Raw genomic sequence first — 15,098 nt, 5'->3', positions numbered from 1 at the left:
TGCAACTTCCGGAATTGAACGAAAGCCACCGGTCGCATGGGGCCGGCGGCTGAGCGGCAACATTACGCAGCATCTGCCATGAAACCAAATAGCGCCTCGTTTGTTCCACAGGCGATGCAATATCCGGGGAGGGGCTCCTTCGGGTGGCACGAAATGAGGATTGCAATAGCTCGGAACGGGGATGAAACAATCCGTTCCGCACTCGTAGGAGAATAGTTCGACCATGTCGCTTGGACAGCAACTCGCGCCGCACCTTCCGTTGCTTCGTCGCTATGCGCGCGCGCTCACCGGCAGCCAGGCCGATGGCGATCGCTATGTGCGCGCGGCGCTCGAGGCGATCGTCGCGGCGCCGGACCAGTTCCCCCGCGAAGTCGATCCCCGGCTGGGCCTGTACCGCACCTTCCAGGCGATCTGGCAGTCGACGCATCTCGAGGAAGAGGATGTCGTCGCCGATGCCGCCAACGAGAATGAGGCGATCGCCCGCAAGCGGCTCGCGCGCCTCACCCCATTGTCGCGCCAGGCGCTGCTGCTCACCACCGTCGAGGGCTTCAGCATCGAGGATGCCGGCTATCTGATCGAGGAGGATGCGGGACAGGTGCAGAAGCTGGTGGGTGAAGCCGTGGCCGAGATCGAGCGCCAGACGCGCACGCGGGTGATGATCATCGAGGACGAGCCGCTCATCGCGATGGATCTGGAGCAGATCGTGCGCGATCTGGGCCATGAGGTGACCGGCGTCGCCGTCACGCGCGACGAAGCGGTCGCGCTGGCGATGGAGGACCGGCCCGGGCTGGTCCTGGCCGACATCCAGCTCGCCGACGACAGCTCGGGCATCGACGCGGTGAAGGACATCCTTGCCGAATTCTCGGTGCCGGTGATCTTCATCACTGCCTTCCCGGAGCGGCTGCTCACCGGCGAGCGGCCCGAGCCGACCTTCCTGATCACCAAGCCGTTCCAGCGGGAAACCGTGAAGACGACGATCAGCCAGGCGCTGTTCTTCGACCAGGCGACCGTCCCGGCCTGAACCATTCGCGAAAAATCCGGCGCGGGTTCCACATGATACGGACCCAAAACGGTCTTCGCGGGTTGTAGATGGCATGGCTGAGAATGACGAATCCATCCATATCGACAGCGAACGGGCCCGCGCCGGCGCTACGCCGCATATGACGCGCTACGTACTGGGCTATGGCCTGGTGCTGGTCATCGTCGCGTTCGCCGTGATCCTTCTCTTCTGACCGCGCACGGCATGAATATGCTGGCAATCGCGGCCACCAAGCCTATCTCTGGAACAGGCCGCTTCCACGCGGCCCACGCAAAAAAGCGGGATCGAATGAGTCAGTCCGAACAGCCCGAGGACAAGGGGACCGAGGCGCCGCAGGAGCATGTCTCGCTCTCCGACCCCGAGTTCAAGAAACAGCTCGCGATGGTCATCCCGCATCTGCGCGCCTTTGGCCGCTCGCTTTCGGGCAGCCGCGACCTGGCCGACGATCTGGTGCAGGAGACGCTGCTCAAGGCCTGGGCGGCGCGCAAGCGCTTCCAGGCCGGCACCAACATGCGCGCCTGGACCTTCATCATCCTGCGCAACCTGTATCTCAGCCAGATGCGCCGCGCGCGCTTCAAGGGCGAATGGGACGATCTGGTCGCCGACCGGCTGCTCGCCGCGCCCGCCAGCCAGGACCGGCATGTCGAGCTCTCGGACATGCAGCGCGCGCTGCTCCACCTTCCCCAGCCGCAGCGCGAGGCGCTGATCCTGGTCGGGGCGGGGGGCTTCGCCTATGAGGAGGCGGCCGAGATCTGCCAGGTCGCCGTCGGCACGATCAAGAGCCGCGTCGCGCGTGGGCGGGTCGCGCTCGAACATCTGCTCAGCGAAGGGCAGCTGCCTTCGCGGCGGCTGGAACCGGGCACCGCCGAAGGCAAGACGGCGCTCGACACGATCATGGGCGAAGTGGAGGATCTCAGCCGCGATCGCGGCGATCTCTCGCCTAAATAGGCCGGGCCCACGCAAAATTCAGGCCGCGTTCCCCGAAGGAGCGCGGCCTTTTCCATGCCGGGAAAGCTCGAGGTTCAGCGGGGCCGGTTGAGCAGGCGAAGCATCGCCGCCATGTCGTCCGGCAGCCCCGTGTCCCGCGCATAGGCGTCGCGCAGCGCCAGGCCGATCGCATCGCTGGCGCGCGGCGCTTCGACCCGATATGCGGGCTGCCGGGCTTCGCTGGCCGGGGCTGAAGTCGTCTGGTTCATGTTGCTAGAACAATTCAATTCTCGTTTTGTTGCTTGACTTTTTGCAATGCACCGTTTCGCAGGTGACTGATTCCGTGACTGAAACCCCTTTGCCCGCCGATCTCGCCGACGCCGTCGCACGTGCTCGGGCCCATGCGCCCTTCCTCGACAATCTGCTCACGCGCGAGGCGGCGCTGGTCGCCGATCTCGACGCCGCCCTTGCGGATCCCCGTGCGGCCGCGCGGGCGATCGCGGGCGAAATGGGCGAGGGGGCGCGGCTGCGCATCGAGCGCCGCCGGCTCGCGCTCCTCGTCGCCCTAGGCGATCTTTCGGGCCGGTTCGATCTCACGCGGGTCACGCACCTCCTCACCGATTTCGCCGATGATGCGCTGGACCGTGCGATTCGCGCGGCGATCCTCGAGCGCACGCCCGATGCCGAGCCGCGCGGATTCGCCGCGATCGCGCTTGGCAAGCAGGGCAGCCGCGAGCTGAACTATTCGTCGGACATCGATCCGATCCTGCTCTTCGATCCCGAGACGCTGCCCTGCCGCCCGCGCGAGGACGTGCAGGAAGCGGCGGTGCGGATCGGCCGCCGCGTGGTCGAGCTGCTCCAGGCGCGCGACGGCGACGGCTATGTGCTGCGCGTCGACCTGCGGCTGCGCCCCTCGCCCGAAGTGACGCCGATCGTGCTGCCGGTCGAGGCGGCGATCTCCTATTATGAAAGCCAGGCGCTGCCCTGGGAGCGCGCGGCCTTTATCCGCGCCCGGGCCTGTGCCGGCGACCTGGCGCTCGGCGGCTATTTCCTCGACGCGATCCGTCCGTTCGTATGGCGCCGCGCGCTCGACTATGGGACGATCCGCGAGATCCGCGACATCAGCCGCCGCATCCGCGATCATTATTCGCAGGCCCAGGCGTTCGGCCCCGGCTATGACCTGAAGCGGGGGCGGGGCGGCATCCGCGAGGTCGAGTTCTTCGCCCAGATCCACCAGCTCATCCATGGCGGCCGCGAACCCTCGCTGCGTGCGCCCGCCACCCGCGACGCGCTCGCCGCGCTGGCGGAGGCGGGGCGGATCGAGTCCGACGAGGCGCGGGACCTCACCCGGGCCTATGTCGCGCTGCGCACGATCGAGCATCGGCTGCAGATGGTCGACGATCGCCAGACCCATCAGTTGCCGGAGAACCCCGACTCCCTCGACAATGTCGCCCGGCTGCACGGGCTGGCGGATGGCGCGGTGCTCACCGATCTGCTCCGGCCGCAGGTCACGCGCGTCGGCGCGATCTATGACAGCCTGGCGGGCGAGGAGGAGCAGCGGCTGCCGAACGAGAGCCTGCCGCTCGAGGCGAAGCTCGGCGCGGCGGGGTTCGAGCGGCCGGACGGCGCCGCGCGGATCGTCCAGGGCTGGCGGGCCGGCACTTATCCGGCGCTCCGCACCCCGGCCGCCCGGGAAGCGCTGGAATCGGTATTGCCCGGCCTGATCGACGCGTTCTCCCGCGCGCCGGACACGGTGCACGCGATCACCCGCTTCGATGCGATGCTCTCGCGCCTGCCCAGCGCGATCAACTTCTTCCGCCTGCTCGAAGCACAGCCCGGGCTCGCCCAGCTGCTCGGCGCGATCCTGGCGCTGGCGCCCACGCTGGCCGAGCAGCTGGGGCGGCGCGCCGAACTGCTCGACGGGCTGATCGACGCGACCGCGCTAGCGCCGGTTCCCGATATCGAGACGCTCGCCGCCGGCATGCGCCGCTGGGAGCCGGGCTCGGACTATCAGTTCCAGCTCGAGTTCGTCCGGCGCTTCGTCAACGAGAAGCGCTTCGCGCTCGGCGCCCAGATCGTCGCCGGGGCGAGCGATCCGCTGGAGGTCTCGACGGGCTATGCCCGGGTCGCCGAGGCGGCGATCGAGACATTGGCCAGCGCGACGGTCAGCGAATTCTCACGCAATCACGGCGTGGTGCCCGATAGCGAGCTGGTGATCCTCGCGCTGGGCCGGATGGGCGGGCAGGCGCTCACCCATGCCTCGGATCTCGACCTCGTCTACCTCTTCACCGGCGATTATGCGGCGGAGAGCGACGGCGCCAAGCCGCTCGGCGCGGTGATGTACTACAACCGGCTCGGCCAGCGCGTCACCGCCGCGCTCTCGGTGCCGACGCCCGCCGGGCCGCTCTACGAAGTCGACACCCGGCTGCGCCCCTCGGGTGCGCAGGGGCCGCTGGTCGTGTCGCTCGACGGCTTCGAGAAATATCAGCGCCAGGATGCCTGGACCTGGGAGCATATGGCGCTCACCCGTGCCCGCCCGGTCTTCGGCTCGCCATCGGCGCGCGCCAGGGTCCAGGCGATCATCGACACGGTGCTCCGGGGCGCGCGGCCGGAGCGCGACATCCGGGCCGAGGCCGTCAGGATGCGGGCCGACATGGCGGCGCACAAGCCGCCCAAGGGACCGCTCGACGCCAAGCTGCTCGATGGCGGGCTCGTCGACCTGGAGTTCGCGGTGCATGTGACCCAGCTCGTCCACCATGCCGGCTTCGAGCCGAGGCTGGGGGCGGCGATTGACCAGCTGGCGGAGCAGGGGCTGCTCCCCGCCGCCATGCGCCCGGCGCATGATTTCCTCACCCGGCTGCTCGTCACCATGCGGCTGGTCGCGCCCGACGCGCAGCCGCCGGGCTTCGCCACCCAGGCGCTGATCGCCCGCGCGCTCGAGCTCGGCAGCTGGGACGAGGTGGTTGCGCAGCTCGACCGGACCCGGCAGGAGGTTCGCGATTGCTGGGCGGCGGTGCGAGGCCCTGCCTGAGGAGAAGACGATGGCTATCGAGGAAGGCGACAAGATCCCCGCGGTCGATCTCGACGGAACCGAGGGAGAGGGGATCGCGCTCGCGGACAAAGTGGGGAAGCCCTTTGTCCTCTATTTCTATCCCAAGGACGACACGTCGGGCTGCACGCGCGAGGCGCAGGATTTCTCGGCATTGCTGCCGGAATTCGCGGCGCTCGGTGCCGAGGTGCTCGGCGTTTCCAAGGATCCGCCGATCAAGCACCAGAAGTTCATCAACAAATACGACCTAACCGTGCCGCTCGCGACCGATACCGAGGGCAAGGCGATGGAGGCGTTCGGCGTCTGGGTGGAGAAGCAGCTCTACGGCAAGCGCTATATGGGCATCGATCGCTCGACCTTCCTGTTCGACGATGAGGGCAGGCTGTTCCGCGCCTGGCGCCGCGTGCGCGTGCCCGGCCATGCGGTGGACGTCCTCGAATCGATCAAGGAAATGCAGGCGCGGTGAGAAGCGTTGCCGAGGCCTGTCGCGCGGTGCTCGCCGCGGCGGCGCCGGCCGACAAGGTAAAGGCGGCCCGCGCCGCCGCGCGCGACTGGCGGCTGGGACGGCTGGCCTTTGCGTTCGACGTGGCGATGCCCGATCGCCCCGCGCGCCCCGACAGGCCGGAGCTGCTGCCGCCCAACCGCATGCCCAAGCGCGGCAAGGGCGGCTCCGAGCGCGGGCGGATCGCGCTGATCCATGCGCTTGCGCATATCGAATTCGCCGCGATCGACCTTGCCTTCGATGCGGCGGGGCGCTTTGGCGGGCAGTTTCCGCGCGGCTTCACCGATGACTGGATGCAGGTCGGCGCCGACGAGGCGATGCATTTCGCCCTGCTCGACCGGCGGCTGCGGAAGCTGGGCAGCCAGTATGGCGCGATGCCCGCGCATGACGGATTGTGGGACGCGGCGGCCGAGACTGCGCATGATCCGCTTGCCCGGCTGGCGGTGGTGCCGATGGTGCTGGAGGCGCGCGGGCTCGATGTGACGCCCGCCACGATCGAGCGATTTCTGGCGGCGGATGATGCGGTTACGGCGCGCATTCTCACACGCATTCTGAACGACGAGGTGCGGCATGTCCGCGCCGGAACCCGCTGGTTCGAATCAGCCTGCCGCGAAAAGGGTTTCGTCCCCGAAACGGCCTGGCAGGCGCTGGTGACCCGACATTTCCGCGGCTTGCTTAAGCCTCCGTTCAACGACTCGGCGCGCGACTCAGCCGGTTTGTCCCGCGATTATTACCAACCTCTTGCCGTGGACTGATTCCTCGGGCCACAAGCCATCGTCCAGAGGCGGAGGGGCTGCTTCCTGCGACACGGGATAATTCGAAGTACGGCGGCCGGGTCGCGTTTCGGTGCTGGCTTCCATGAAACTGCCGGGGAATCATGGCTAAGGCGTCGAACACCAGAACCGCTACCGCAGCTCAGCGGTTCCGTGCTTTTTTCACTACCCGCGATTTTATTTTCCATGACGGCCGCGACCTGAAGCGTTTCAGCGTCGCCGGGCGCACCCAGGCGCTGCTCGCCGGCGTCGCCACCGTCACCGTGCTGTTCTCGGCCTATGGCGTAGCCCAGGCCGCGGTGGGCGCGATCGCGATCAGCGGCGTGACCGGTACCCCCGCTTCGCCGGAGGCGCAGGTCGCCCAGATGCGCGAGCAGGTCGAGAAGATGCAGGCCGATGTCACCGCCGCCAAGGAGGCCGCGCGCCTCCAGGCCGCGCGCGTCGAGCAGCACCAGGCGCTGATCAGCGCGACGCTCACCGGCAAGGGCGATCGCAAGGTGATCGAGCAGCCGCTGCCGGGCGCCTCGCAGCGCACCAGCGCCGTCGCCAACGAAGTCCTCGCCCCGCTCAAGCGGGTCGAGGCGCGCCAGATCGCGCTGGCCGGCAAGGCCCGCGCCGCCGGCGAGGCCCGGTATCAGCAGACCGCGGGCGAGCTTCGCCGCCTCGGCCTTTCGCCCGAGCGCTATGTGAAGGTGCCAGCGATGGGCGGCCCCTATGAGCCGATCGACAACGACAATGCGAGCGGCAGCGACGCCTCAGCCGAGGCGGCCGACGCCCAGTTCCGCGCACTGTTCGTCACTTGGAAGAAGCTCGACATGCTCGAGCAGACGGTGATTTCGATCCCGTCGATGCAGCCGGTCGACAAGCTCACCTTCACTTCGAATTACGGGGTCCGCTCGGATCCGTTCCGCGGCACCGCCGCGATGCACGCCGGCGTCGATATTCCAGGCGCGCTCGGCACGCCGATCTATGCGACGGCCGATGGCGTCATCAGCCATGCCGGCCGGCAGGGCGGCTATGGCAATCTCGTCCAGATCAACCATGGCCGCGGCATCGAGACCCGCTACGGCCATCTCTCGAAGATCCTCGTCGCCGACAATACCCGCGTGAAGCGCGGCCAGCTGATCGGCCTGATGGGCTCGACCGGCCGTTCGACCGGCAGCCACCTCCATTATGAAGTGCGCGTCGACGGCAAGGCGGTGAACCCGATCCCGTTCCTGCAGACCGGCGAGTATCTCGCTTCGGTGCAGGACCGCGTGGCGGGCGGCGTCGGCGGTCCGGCCACCAGCAAGTAACACCGGCTTTCAGAGTCAGGAGAGGAGAGGGGCTGCCCGTGTAGGCGGCCCCCTTTCCTATGTGCCTCCGCCGCTAATGCTAATCGTTCGCGGATCGAACGGGCTTGGACGGGGCGCGGGTTTGCGTCTAGGCTGAAGGCAGGATCGCTATCGGGGGAGCATATGCGCCGGCCGGAATTCCTGCTCCTATCGTTGTCGGCTCCAGGCGCGCGCGCCCATCGAGAAGCCGGCGGCCGATGAGTTTCCCTGCTGCCTGCCCGGAGATTCCGGTTTCCGATCTCGCCGCCGCGCTGGACTGGTACCGCACGCGCCTGGCCTTCACGATCGACTGGTCGGACGAGGCGCTCGGTCTTGCCGGCGTGTCGCGGGGGGCGAGCCGGATGTTCCTGAGCAACACCGCGTATCGCGCGCATCTCGGCAATGCTCCGCCCCTGGTCCTGTGGCTCAATCTGAACGGTCGGGCGGAAGTCGATACGCTCCATGCCGAATGGTCGGAACGGGGTGTCGCCATCGATGGTCCGCCCCGGGCCGAGCCCTGGAAGCTCTATGAATTCTTCGCCGCGGATCCGGATGGCAACCGCTTCCGCGTCTTCTACGATTTCGCCTGGGAAGAGCGTTAGGCGGGGAACGCCCATGGATCGCGGATCTGTCTGAAGATCCGGCCCGCATTTCGTCGCCCCCGCTTTCGCGGGGATGCCGGGGGAAGGAATGAGTATTGGCAGCGACGCCGCCTGTCCGCCGACGCGGCCTGGCGCATTGCCTCGCGGCGTCCGGGCCACTATCTCCACGCCATGGCTACGCTGACCCAGCCCGAAATCGGCCTGACTCCCGCTGCTGCCGCGCGCGTCGCGGCGATTGCGGCCAAGCAGGGCAAGCCCGCGATCCTGCGCCTCTCGGTAGAGGGTGGGGGTTGCTCGGGCTTCCAGTATAAATTCGGTTTCGCGGATGCCGTGGCGGGCGATGACGAGGTCGCGGAGCTGGACGGGGTCCGGCTGGTCGTCGATTCGATCAGCCTGGATCTCGTGCGTGGCGCGCATGTCGATTTCGTCGACAATCTCGGCGGTGCACATTTCACCGTGCAGAATCCCAACGCAGCGTCGGGCTGTGGTTGCGGCACCAGCTTCTCGGTCTGAGCGGAAGGCCCCCTTTGCCCAAGATCGTCACTTATAATGTCAACGGCATCAAGGCGCGCATGGAGCGCCTGCTGGAGTATCTCGCCGAGCAGCAGCCGGACGTGGTCTGCCTCCAGGAGCTGAAGGGCGCCGACGAGACGCTGCCGGTCAGAGAGATCGAAGCGGCGGGCTATGGCGCCGTGTGGCATGGGCAGAAGGGGTTCAACGGCGTTGCGGTGCTGGCCAGGGGCCAGCAGCCCGTGGAGCGCCAGCGCGGGCTGGCCGGCGATCCCGAGGATGTGCACAGCCGCTATATCGAAGCCGAGATCGGCGATCTCATCGTCGCGTCCATCTACCTGCCCAATGGCAATCCGCAGCCCGGCCCCAAGTTCGACTACAAGCTGAAATGGATGGAGCGCCTTGCCGATCGCGCGCGGGCGCTGCTCGCCGAGGAGCGGCCGGTGGTGCTGGCCGGCGACTATAACGTCATCCCCAATGACGACGACACCTTCTCGGTTCGCGCCATGGCGACCGATGCGCTGATGCAGCCCGAGAGCCGGGAGCGCTACCGCGCGCTGCTGGCCCAGGGCTGGACCGACTCGCTGCGCACCCGCTTCCCGGGGGGCGGCATCTGGACCTTCTGGGATTATCAGGCCGGCGCCTGGCAGCGCGATGCGGGCTTTCGCATCGATCATCTGCTGCTGAGCCCGATCGCGGCCGATCGATTCCTGGGTGCCGGCGTCGACAAGGAATATCGCGGCCGCGAGAAGGCCAGCGATCACGCGCCCTGCTGGGTCAGCCTCCGCTAGGTTGAGGACTCATATTCTTCCTTCGTCACCCCGGCCTTGAGTCGGGGCGCTGCTATCTCGCCAGCACAGGAAGAAGCGGGATCCCGGCGCAAGGCCGGATGACGGTGAAAGATCGGAAATGGACCCCCGCTTTTGGCGGGGATGACGGCTATCGGGCACTCCTGGCCCCAAGGGGATAGGCGCCTTCCTTCCTCAGCTGGATTTTCCTCGCCCGCCGCGTGCAAATGGGGGTGGCGATGTTCGCCGACCGAGCCATGCCCCGGGACTGGCCGTTTCCGAACAAGGCCGGTGTCCGCTTCCGGACGGGCGTCTTCGGTAAATCCCAAAATCTGGTGTGTATTGCTGTGTTATGGCACGTCACCACGCTGTCATAATCTGCTAAGTCATTGAACTTGCGTAACTCTCAAACTTGGCACGCGGATTGCGATGCATGGGGCACAGGCGGGAAGGAGCGCCTGTCATGTCTGCAAGTAGAGGAGTTGAGGATATGAACAGCAAGCCCATCCAGTCCGCTTTCCTGGCGATTGCCGCCACCGTCACGCTGGTCGCCGGCGCCGTGTCGCCGGCGCTCGCCCGCGCCAATGATCCGGCCAAGGAGGCCAAGGAGGCCAAGAAGGCCGACGACCAGTCGGACCCGGCGATGCAGAAGCGTTACTGCGTCCAGGGGACGTCGACCGGCACGCTGATGCCCAAGCGCGAGTGCCACACCCGTGCCGAGTGGATCGCCCGCACCGGCATCGATCCGATCAAGGAAGTCCAGAAGAACTGAGCAGACCGCTCCACCGCTCTCCGGCGGACGGGCCGCGCTCTCACCGCGCAGCGCCCTTCGCCGGCAAGCCCCCCAAGCATCGAGGAATTCCCGCAATGACCCGCAAGTCCATCTTCTCCGCCGCCGCCGTCATGCTGGCGGGCGCCGCCTTCGCGGCCGGCGCCGTCTCCCCCGCTGCCGCCGCCGGCAATGATCCGGCGAAGGCAAAGCAGGAGCAGGAACAGTCGCCGACCCGGGCGGCGAAGGCCGACACCCGCAAATACTGCATCGACACCGAGGCGACCGGCTCGCGCATTCTCAAGCGCGATTGCCGCACCCGCAGCGAGTGGCTCGATCTCGGCGTCGATCCCCTCGAGGTGATGAAGCAACGTTGAGGCCCCGGGAGGGCGCCTGCGACGGATTAGTGCAACCGTGCCGTCGCGGCGCGACCTCCTCTGGCCGGTTCCGGCCGGCACCGGCCCGCTCCCCCGTACCCTCGGGAGCGGGCCGGCTTGCCGCCCATGCCGCCCTCAGAGCGGCTTCTGGTAGATCGCATATTCGCGATTCACCCAGGAATCGATCGCATCGGCGATCGCGTTCATCCCCTGGTTGTCGTCCAGGATCCAGCCGATCTCGCCGCGGCTCGCCCCGTAATTGGCCACGGCCGCGCGGCGGATATATTCGATCATCATGAAGGCGAGCTGGCTCGCCATGCGGGAAGCCTGCAGCCGCTTCACCACGCCCATCAGCGGCACGCGCATCGTGCGCGCCTTGGGCCGCCGGAGCCACAGCAGCAGCTTGGCCCAGCCAAAGGGCAGGAGCGAGCCCTTGAGCGGCTTCAATACCTCGTTGAAGTCGGGCAGGGTGACCATGAACGCCACCGGCTCGCCGTCCAGTTCGGCGATCATGATGAGATCCTCGAACACCAGCGGCTTCAGCTTCTTGCCGACATCGTCGATCTCGGGCTGGGTCAGCGGGATGAAGCCCCAATTGTCCGACCATGCATCGTTCAGGATCGCGAGGATGATCGCGGCTTCCTCGGCGAACTTCGCCTTGTTGACCTTGCGGATGCGGATCCGCGGGTTCTTCTCGCCATTCTCGACGATGCGGTTGACCAGCGGCGGGAAGCGCTTGCTCACGTCGAGCTCATAGGTGAGCAGCTTCTTGGCTTCCGTGTAGCCGGCCGCCTCGATCCAGCCCTGATATTTCGCCGGGTGATGGCCCATCAGCACGGTGGGGGAGTGGTCGTGCCCCTTCACCAGCAGGCCGGGCTCCTCCCAGATCGACAGGCTGACCGGGCCGAGCGCCCGCGTCATGCCCTTGCCGCGCAGCCAGTCCTCGGCTGCGTTGATCAGCGCCTTGGCGGCATTCTGGTCCGCGGCCTCGAACATGCCCCAGAAGCCGGTGCCGGGGCCGAAGCCCTGCTCGGGCGGCATTTCGAGCGCCAGGAAATCGATGTGCGCCGAGATGCGGCCGACCGGCTCGCCGTCGCGCTCGGCGAGGAAGAGCTGCGCCTCGGCATGGCTGAACCAGCCATTCTTCTTCGGGCTGATCGTCCCGGCCACCTCGTCGCGCAGCGGGGCGACCCAGTTCGGGTCGTCGCCATTCAGGCGATAGGCGATCTCGATGAACTGCTTGATGTCGCGCTTGGACGAGACGGGACGGATGCTGAGGGGGCCGCTGGGCAAGGGAAAAGCCCTTCTGTTGGTTTGATTCAGCGCAATGCAGTCCTTCGCCACGGGGCCAGTGTCAAGCGCGGCAATTGCGGCGGGCAGGGCGCGTCCCAACCGCTGGAATGCCACCATAAAGCCACTATCTGAGGCCAATGGCGGACATCATGACGAAATCGCTTGCCCTCAAGGTTCAGGACGACGCGCCGGCGGCGGCGCCGGCCAGCGCGCGTATCAAGCTTTCCGGCGTGCCCGACGATCGCGCGATGCTGCGCGCCGCGGCCGAGCTCACGCGCGACCTCCATGCGCCCAATCCGCGCATCTACTGGACCGACATGCTGCTTTCCGCCGGCATCGGCTATGCCGCGCTCGCCGCGACCATCCTCGCCCCCTCGGCGCTGCTGGCGGTGCTCGCCGGCGCGGTGGCGGTGCTCGCCCTTTATCGCGCCAGCCTGTTCATCCACGAGCTGACGCATGTGAAGCACGCGCTGCTCCCCAATTTCCGGCTCGGCTGGAACCTGCTGGTCGGCATCCCGATCCTGGTGCCGAGCTTCACCTATGAAGGCGTGCACAATCTTCACCACGCGCGCACCCGCTACGGCACGGTCGAGGATCCCGAATATCTGCCGCTCGCGCTGATGAAGCCCTGGACGCTGCCGGTGTTCCTGCTCGCCGCGGTGCTGATGCCGGTCGCGATGCTGATCCGCTTCGCCGTGCTCGCGCCGCTTTCGGCGGTGTTCCCGAAGCTGCGCCGCGTCGTCGTCGCCAAATATTCGGGCCTCAAGATCAACCCGGCCTTCGAGCGCCGCGAGCCCGAGGGCGAGCTCAGGACCCAGTGGTTCTGGCAGGAGCTGGGCGCCAGCATCTTCTCGATCGCGCTGCTCGCTCTGGTCGCGACGGGCGTGATCCCGCTGCGCGACTTCGGCATCTATCTCGCGGTGATCGCGGGCGTGGCCGTAATCAACCAGGTCCGCACGCTGGTGGCGCATCTCTGGGAGAATGACGGCGAGCCGCTCACCGTGACCGCCCAGTATCTGGACAGCGTCAACGTGCCGACGCCGGGCTTCTTCGCCTATCTCTGGGCGCCGATCGGCCTGCGCTATCACGCGCTGCACCATCTGCTGCCGAGCCTGCCCTATCACGCGCTGAACGAGGCGCATCGCCGCCTGTCGGACGCGCTCGAGGAAGCCTCGGCCTATCACAAGGCCAATTATCCCACGCTGCGCGGACTGATGCACCGCCTTGCCGCCAGCACCATGGGCGCCCGCTGAACCGGCGGATGCGCTGAAACAGAAAAGGCCGGGCAGCGATGCCCGGCCTTTTTGTTCGATCTGCCATGGGCGACGAAGGTTATCTGGAGCCCCTCAGATCGGCGACCATTCGATCGCCTCCTCGCCTTCGTCGTCGTCGCTCACCTTGCCATGGTCGGTGCCGATCTCCTCGAGCAGCTTGTCGAGCACCCAGTCGACGCCGACGCCGCTTGCGCCGGAGATCGGGATCACCGCGCCGCCGCTCGCCTCTTCCAGCTCGGCGGAGAGCGCGGCGATCAGCTCGTCGTCGAGCGTGTCGATCTTGTTGAGCGCCACCACCACCGGCTTGTCGGCCAGGCCGGCGCCATAGGCTTCCAGCTCGCCACGCACCACGCGATAGCTCTCGGCCACGTCGGTGTCGTTGGCGTCGATCAGGTGGAGCAGCACGCGGCAGCGCTCGATATGCCCCAGGAAGCGGTCGCCGATGCCGGCGCCTTCCGCCGCGCCCTCGATCAGGCCGGGAATGTCGGCGACGACGAATTCGCGCTCCTTGTGCCGCACCACGCCCAGCTGCGGGCGCGTGGTGGTGAAGGCATAGGCGCCCACCTTGGCCTGGGCGTTGGTCACCTGGTTGATGAAGGTCGACTTGCCGGCATTGGGCAGCCCGACCAGCCCCGCATCGGCGAGGAGCTTGAGGCGCAGCCACACCCAGGCTTCCTCGTTCGGCCAGCCGGTGCCGTGCTGGCGCGGCGCGCGGTTGGTCGAGGTCTTGTAGCTGGCATTGCCGCGCCCGCCATCGCCGCCGCGCAGGAAGATGACGCGCTGGCCCTCTTCGGTGAGGTCCAGCAGCAGCGTGCGCTCCTCGTCGTCGGCGAGCACCTGGGTGCCGATCGGCACCTTGACCACCAGATCGTCGCCGCCCGCGCCCGTGCGGTTCGAGCCCGAGCCGCCCTGACCGCGCGGCGCCCGGAAATGCTGCGTGTAGCGGAAGTCGATGAGCGTGTTGAGGCCGGCGACGGCTTCGAAGACGATGTCGCCGCCCTTGCCGCCATTGCCGCCGTCCGGGCCGCCATATTCGATGAACTTCTCGCGCCGGAAGCTCACGGCACCGGGGCCGCCCGAGCCGGAGCGGACGAAGATCTTTGCCTGATCGAGGAAATGCATCGCAGCGCCATAGGCGAGTGTCGCAAATCCGTCACCCCATGGTGAGGGACTATTTACGGCGATGCGGGACAATCGCCCCGGCAACATCTGGGGGCACGGGGCAATGATTCGGACGGCGTTGATCGGCTGCGCGCTGCTGGGTGGCGGCGGCTATTATGTGGTGTCGACTCACAATAATGAGATCGTGCGGACGGTGAATGCCACGCCGCACGACACCTGGCGCAGCTTCGACCTGACGCTCAACGGCGCGAAGGACAGCTGGATCGGCTATGGTCCGGAAAGCGCCGCGCCCGGCAAGGGGATGAGCTGGCCGAAGGTGACCAGCATCGATTCGAAGGAGATCGATTATCGCGTGAGCCAGAACGGCGCCGAGGCCATTCACCTGAAGCTGCGCTTCGCGCCGCTCGAGGACGGCCGCAAGACCCGGCTGTCGTTCGACGCCGATTTCAAGGGCAGGGCCGCGCTGGCCCAATATGACCCGCGTGTCCGCAAGGGACTCGAGCGCCTGATCGATGAATTCATCGTCCTGATCGAGAAGGGCAAGGTGATCGGTTCGGCCAAACGGCTCCTCGATTTCGAGCGCGAGATGGAGGCCAGCCCGGGCTATGCCGAGGTGCAGCGCCACAACGAACAGGCGCGCCAGCACCGGGCACAGGCGGTGGCCGCGATGCCGATGGTCGATCCCGATCGGGAGCGGCTGGATCCCAAGGGGGCCGATGTGACGCCGCGGAATTCCCGCCTGCACTATTGACGCGCAACT

Annotated in this window: 17 protein-coding genes; 14 read left to right on the top strand and 3 right to left on the bottom strand. The window is 67.3% G+C overall.

Features of this window, described 5'->3' with window-relative positions; translation table 11 throughout:
• Nucleotides 1-223 precede the first annotated feature (223 nt).
• The 3 genes from OMP43_RS10365 to OMP43_RS10355 all read left to right on the top strand — a co-directional run bounded on the left by OMP43_RS10365 (nucleotide 224) and on the right by OMP43_RS10355 (nucleotide 1,987).
• Nucleotides 224-1,021: a response regulator gene (locus tag OMP43_RS10365; RefSeq protein WP_280279649.1), complete on the top strand. Its 798-nt coding sequence runs from the start codon at nucleotides 224-226 to the stop codon at nucleotides 1,019-1,021.
• Between the two features lie 73 nt (nucleotides 1,022-1,094).
• The gene (locus OMP43_RS10360; protein ID WP_280279648.1) at nucleotides 1,095-1,232 is read left to right on the top strand and encodes a hypothetical protein; all 138 of its coding nucleotides are present in this window, start codon (nucleotides 1,095-1,097) and stop codon (nucleotides 1,230-1,232) included.
• Nucleotides 1,233-1,327: 95 nt separating this feature from the next.
• The gene (locus tag OMP43_RS10355; protein WP_280279647.1) at nucleotides 1,328-1,987 is read left to right on the top strand and encodes a sigma-70 family RNA polymerase sigma factor; all 660 of its coding nucleotides are present in this window, start codon (nucleotides 1,328-1,330) and stop codon (nucleotides 1,985-1,987) included.
• Between the two features lie 74 nt (nucleotides 1,988-2,061).
• Here the strand turns inward: OMP43_RS10355 and OMP43_RS10350 are convergent, their stop codons facing one another.
• A complete protein-coding gene (locus OMP43_RS10350) occupies nucleotides 2,062-2,235 on the bottom strand; it encodes a hypothetical protein (RefSeq protein WP_280279646.1) in 174 nt (57 codons plus the stop codon).
• A 74-nt stretch (nucleotides 2,236-2,309) separates the two neighbouring features.
• On the opposite strand from OMP43_RS10350, the gene OMP43_RS10345 reads away from it, so the two are divergent.
• The 9 genes from OMP43_RS10345 to OMP43_RS10305 all read left to right on the top strand — a co-directional run bounded on the left by OMP43_RS10345 (nucleotide 2,310) and on the right by OMP43_RS10305 (nucleotide 10,649).
• Entirely contained in the window at nucleotides 2,310-4,997 is a 2,688-nt protein-coding gene (locus tag OMP43_RS10345) for a bifunctional [glutamine synthetase] adenylyltransferase/[glutamine synthetase]-adenylyl-L-tyrosine phosphorylase (RefSeq protein ID WP_280279645.1), read from the top strand.
• 10 nt (nucleotides 4,998-5,007) lie between these two features.
• Nucleotides 5,008-5,481 (top strand): peroxiredoxin, encoded by a 474-nt coding sequence (locus tag OMP43_RS10340; protein WP_280279644.1) that lies wholly within the window; start codon nucleotides 5,008-5,010, stop codon nucleotides 5,479-5,481.
• A complete protein-coding gene (locus OMP43_RS10335; protein ID WP_280279643.1) occupies nucleotides 5,478-6,272 on the top strand; it encodes a ferritin-like domain-containing protein in 795 nt (264 codons plus the stop codon). The genes OMP43_RS10340 and OMP43_RS10335 overlap by 4 nt, the downstream gene beginning before the upstream one ends.
• Nucleotides 6,273-6,394: 122 nt before the next feature.
• Nucleotides 6,395-7,585 (top strand): M23 family metallopeptidase, encoded by a 1,191-nt coding sequence (locus OMP43_RS10330; RefSeq protein ID WP_280279642.1) that lies wholly within the window; start codon nucleotides 6,395-6,397, stop codon nucleotides 7,583-7,585.
• A gap of 236 nt (nucleotides 7,586-7,821) precedes the next feature.
• On the top strand, nucleotides 7,822-8,205 hold the full coding sequence (locus OMP43_RS10325) for a VOC family protein (RefSeq protein ID WP_280279641.1): 384 nt from the start codon (nucleotides 7,822-7,824) through the stop codon (nucleotides 8,203-8,205).
• A gap of 171 nt (nucleotides 8,206-8,376) precedes the next feature.
• Nucleotides 8,377-8,718: an iron-sulfur cluster insertion protein ErpA gene (gene erpA / locus OMP43_RS10320; RefSeq protein ID WP_280279640.1), complete on the top strand. Its 342-nt coding sequence runs from the start codon at nucleotides 8,377-8,379 to the stop codon at nucleotides 8,716-8,718.
• Nucleotides 8,719-8,732: 14 nt separating this feature from the next.
• Entirely contained in the window at nucleotides 8,733-9,506 is a 774-nt protein-coding gene (xth, locus tag OMP43_RS10315; RefSeq protein WP_280279639.1) for an exodeoxyribonuclease III, read from the top strand.
• Between the two features lie 487 nt (nucleotides 9,507-9,993).
• Nucleotides 9,994-10,275 (top strand): hypothetical protein, encoded by a 282-nt coding sequence (locus OMP43_RS10310; RefSeq protein ID WP_280279638.1) that lies wholly within the window; start codon nucleotides 9,994-9,996, stop codon nucleotides 10,273-10,275.
• A 95-nt stretch (nucleotides 10,276-10,370) separates the two neighbouring features.
• Complete coding sequence (locus tag OMP43_RS10305) at nucleotides 10,371-10,649, top strand: hypothetical protein (protein ID WP_280279637.1); 279 nt, start codon at nucleotides 10,371-10,373, stop codon at nucleotides 10,647-10,649.
• A 135-nt stretch (nucleotides 10,650-10,784) separates the two neighbouring features.
• Here the strand turns inward: OMP43_RS10305 and OMP43_RS10300 are convergent, their stop codons facing one another.
• Complete coding sequence (locus OMP43_RS10300) at nucleotides 10,785-11,942, bottom strand: GNAT family N-acetyltransferase (RefSeq protein WP_280279636.1); 1,158 nt, start codon at nucleotides 11,940-11,942, stop codon at nucleotides 10,785-10,787.
• A gap of 149 nt (nucleotides 11,943-12,091) precedes the next feature.
• Here OMP43_RS10300 and OMP43_RS10295 point away from each other — a divergent pair, with 149 nt between their 5' ends.
• Nucleotides 12,092-13,195, top strand: a complete 1,104-nt coding sequence (locus OMP43_RS10295) for a fatty acid desaturase (protein WP_280279635.1) — start codon at nucleotides 12,092-12,094, stop codon at nucleotides 13,193-13,195.
• A gap of 93 nt (nucleotides 13,196-13,288) precedes the next feature.
• On the opposite strand, the gene obgE is transcribed toward OMP43_RS10295, so the two are convergent.
• Nucleotides 13,289-14,338 carry a GTPase ObgE gene (obgE, locus tag OMP43_RS10290; RefSeq protein ID WP_280279634.1) on the bottom strand — a complete coding sequence of 350 codons (1,050 nt, stop codon included), beginning with the start codon at nucleotides 14,336-14,338 and terminating at the stop codon, nucleotides 13,289-13,291.
• A gap of 103 nt (nucleotides 14,339-14,441) precedes the next feature.
• Here obgE and OMP43_RS10285 point away from each other — a divergent pair, with 103 nt between their 5' ends.
• Nucleotides 14,442-15,089, top strand: a complete 648-nt coding sequence (locus OMP43_RS10285) for a hypothetical protein (RefSeq protein ID WP_280279633.1) — start codon at nucleotides 14,442-14,444, stop codon at nucleotides 15,087-15,089.
• The last annotated feature ends 9 nt before the right edge of the window (nucleotides 15,090-15,098 follow it).

Origin of the sequence: Sphingomonas sp. CBMAI 2297 (assembly GCF_029870595.1) — a bacterium.
Taxonomy (GTDB): domain Bacteria; phylum Pseudomonadota; class Alphaproteobacteria; order Sphingomonadales; family Sphingomonadaceae; genus Sphingomonas.
Note: the sequence above shows the minus strand (reverse complement) of the source record. Positions and strands in the feature narration are given on the sequence as shown.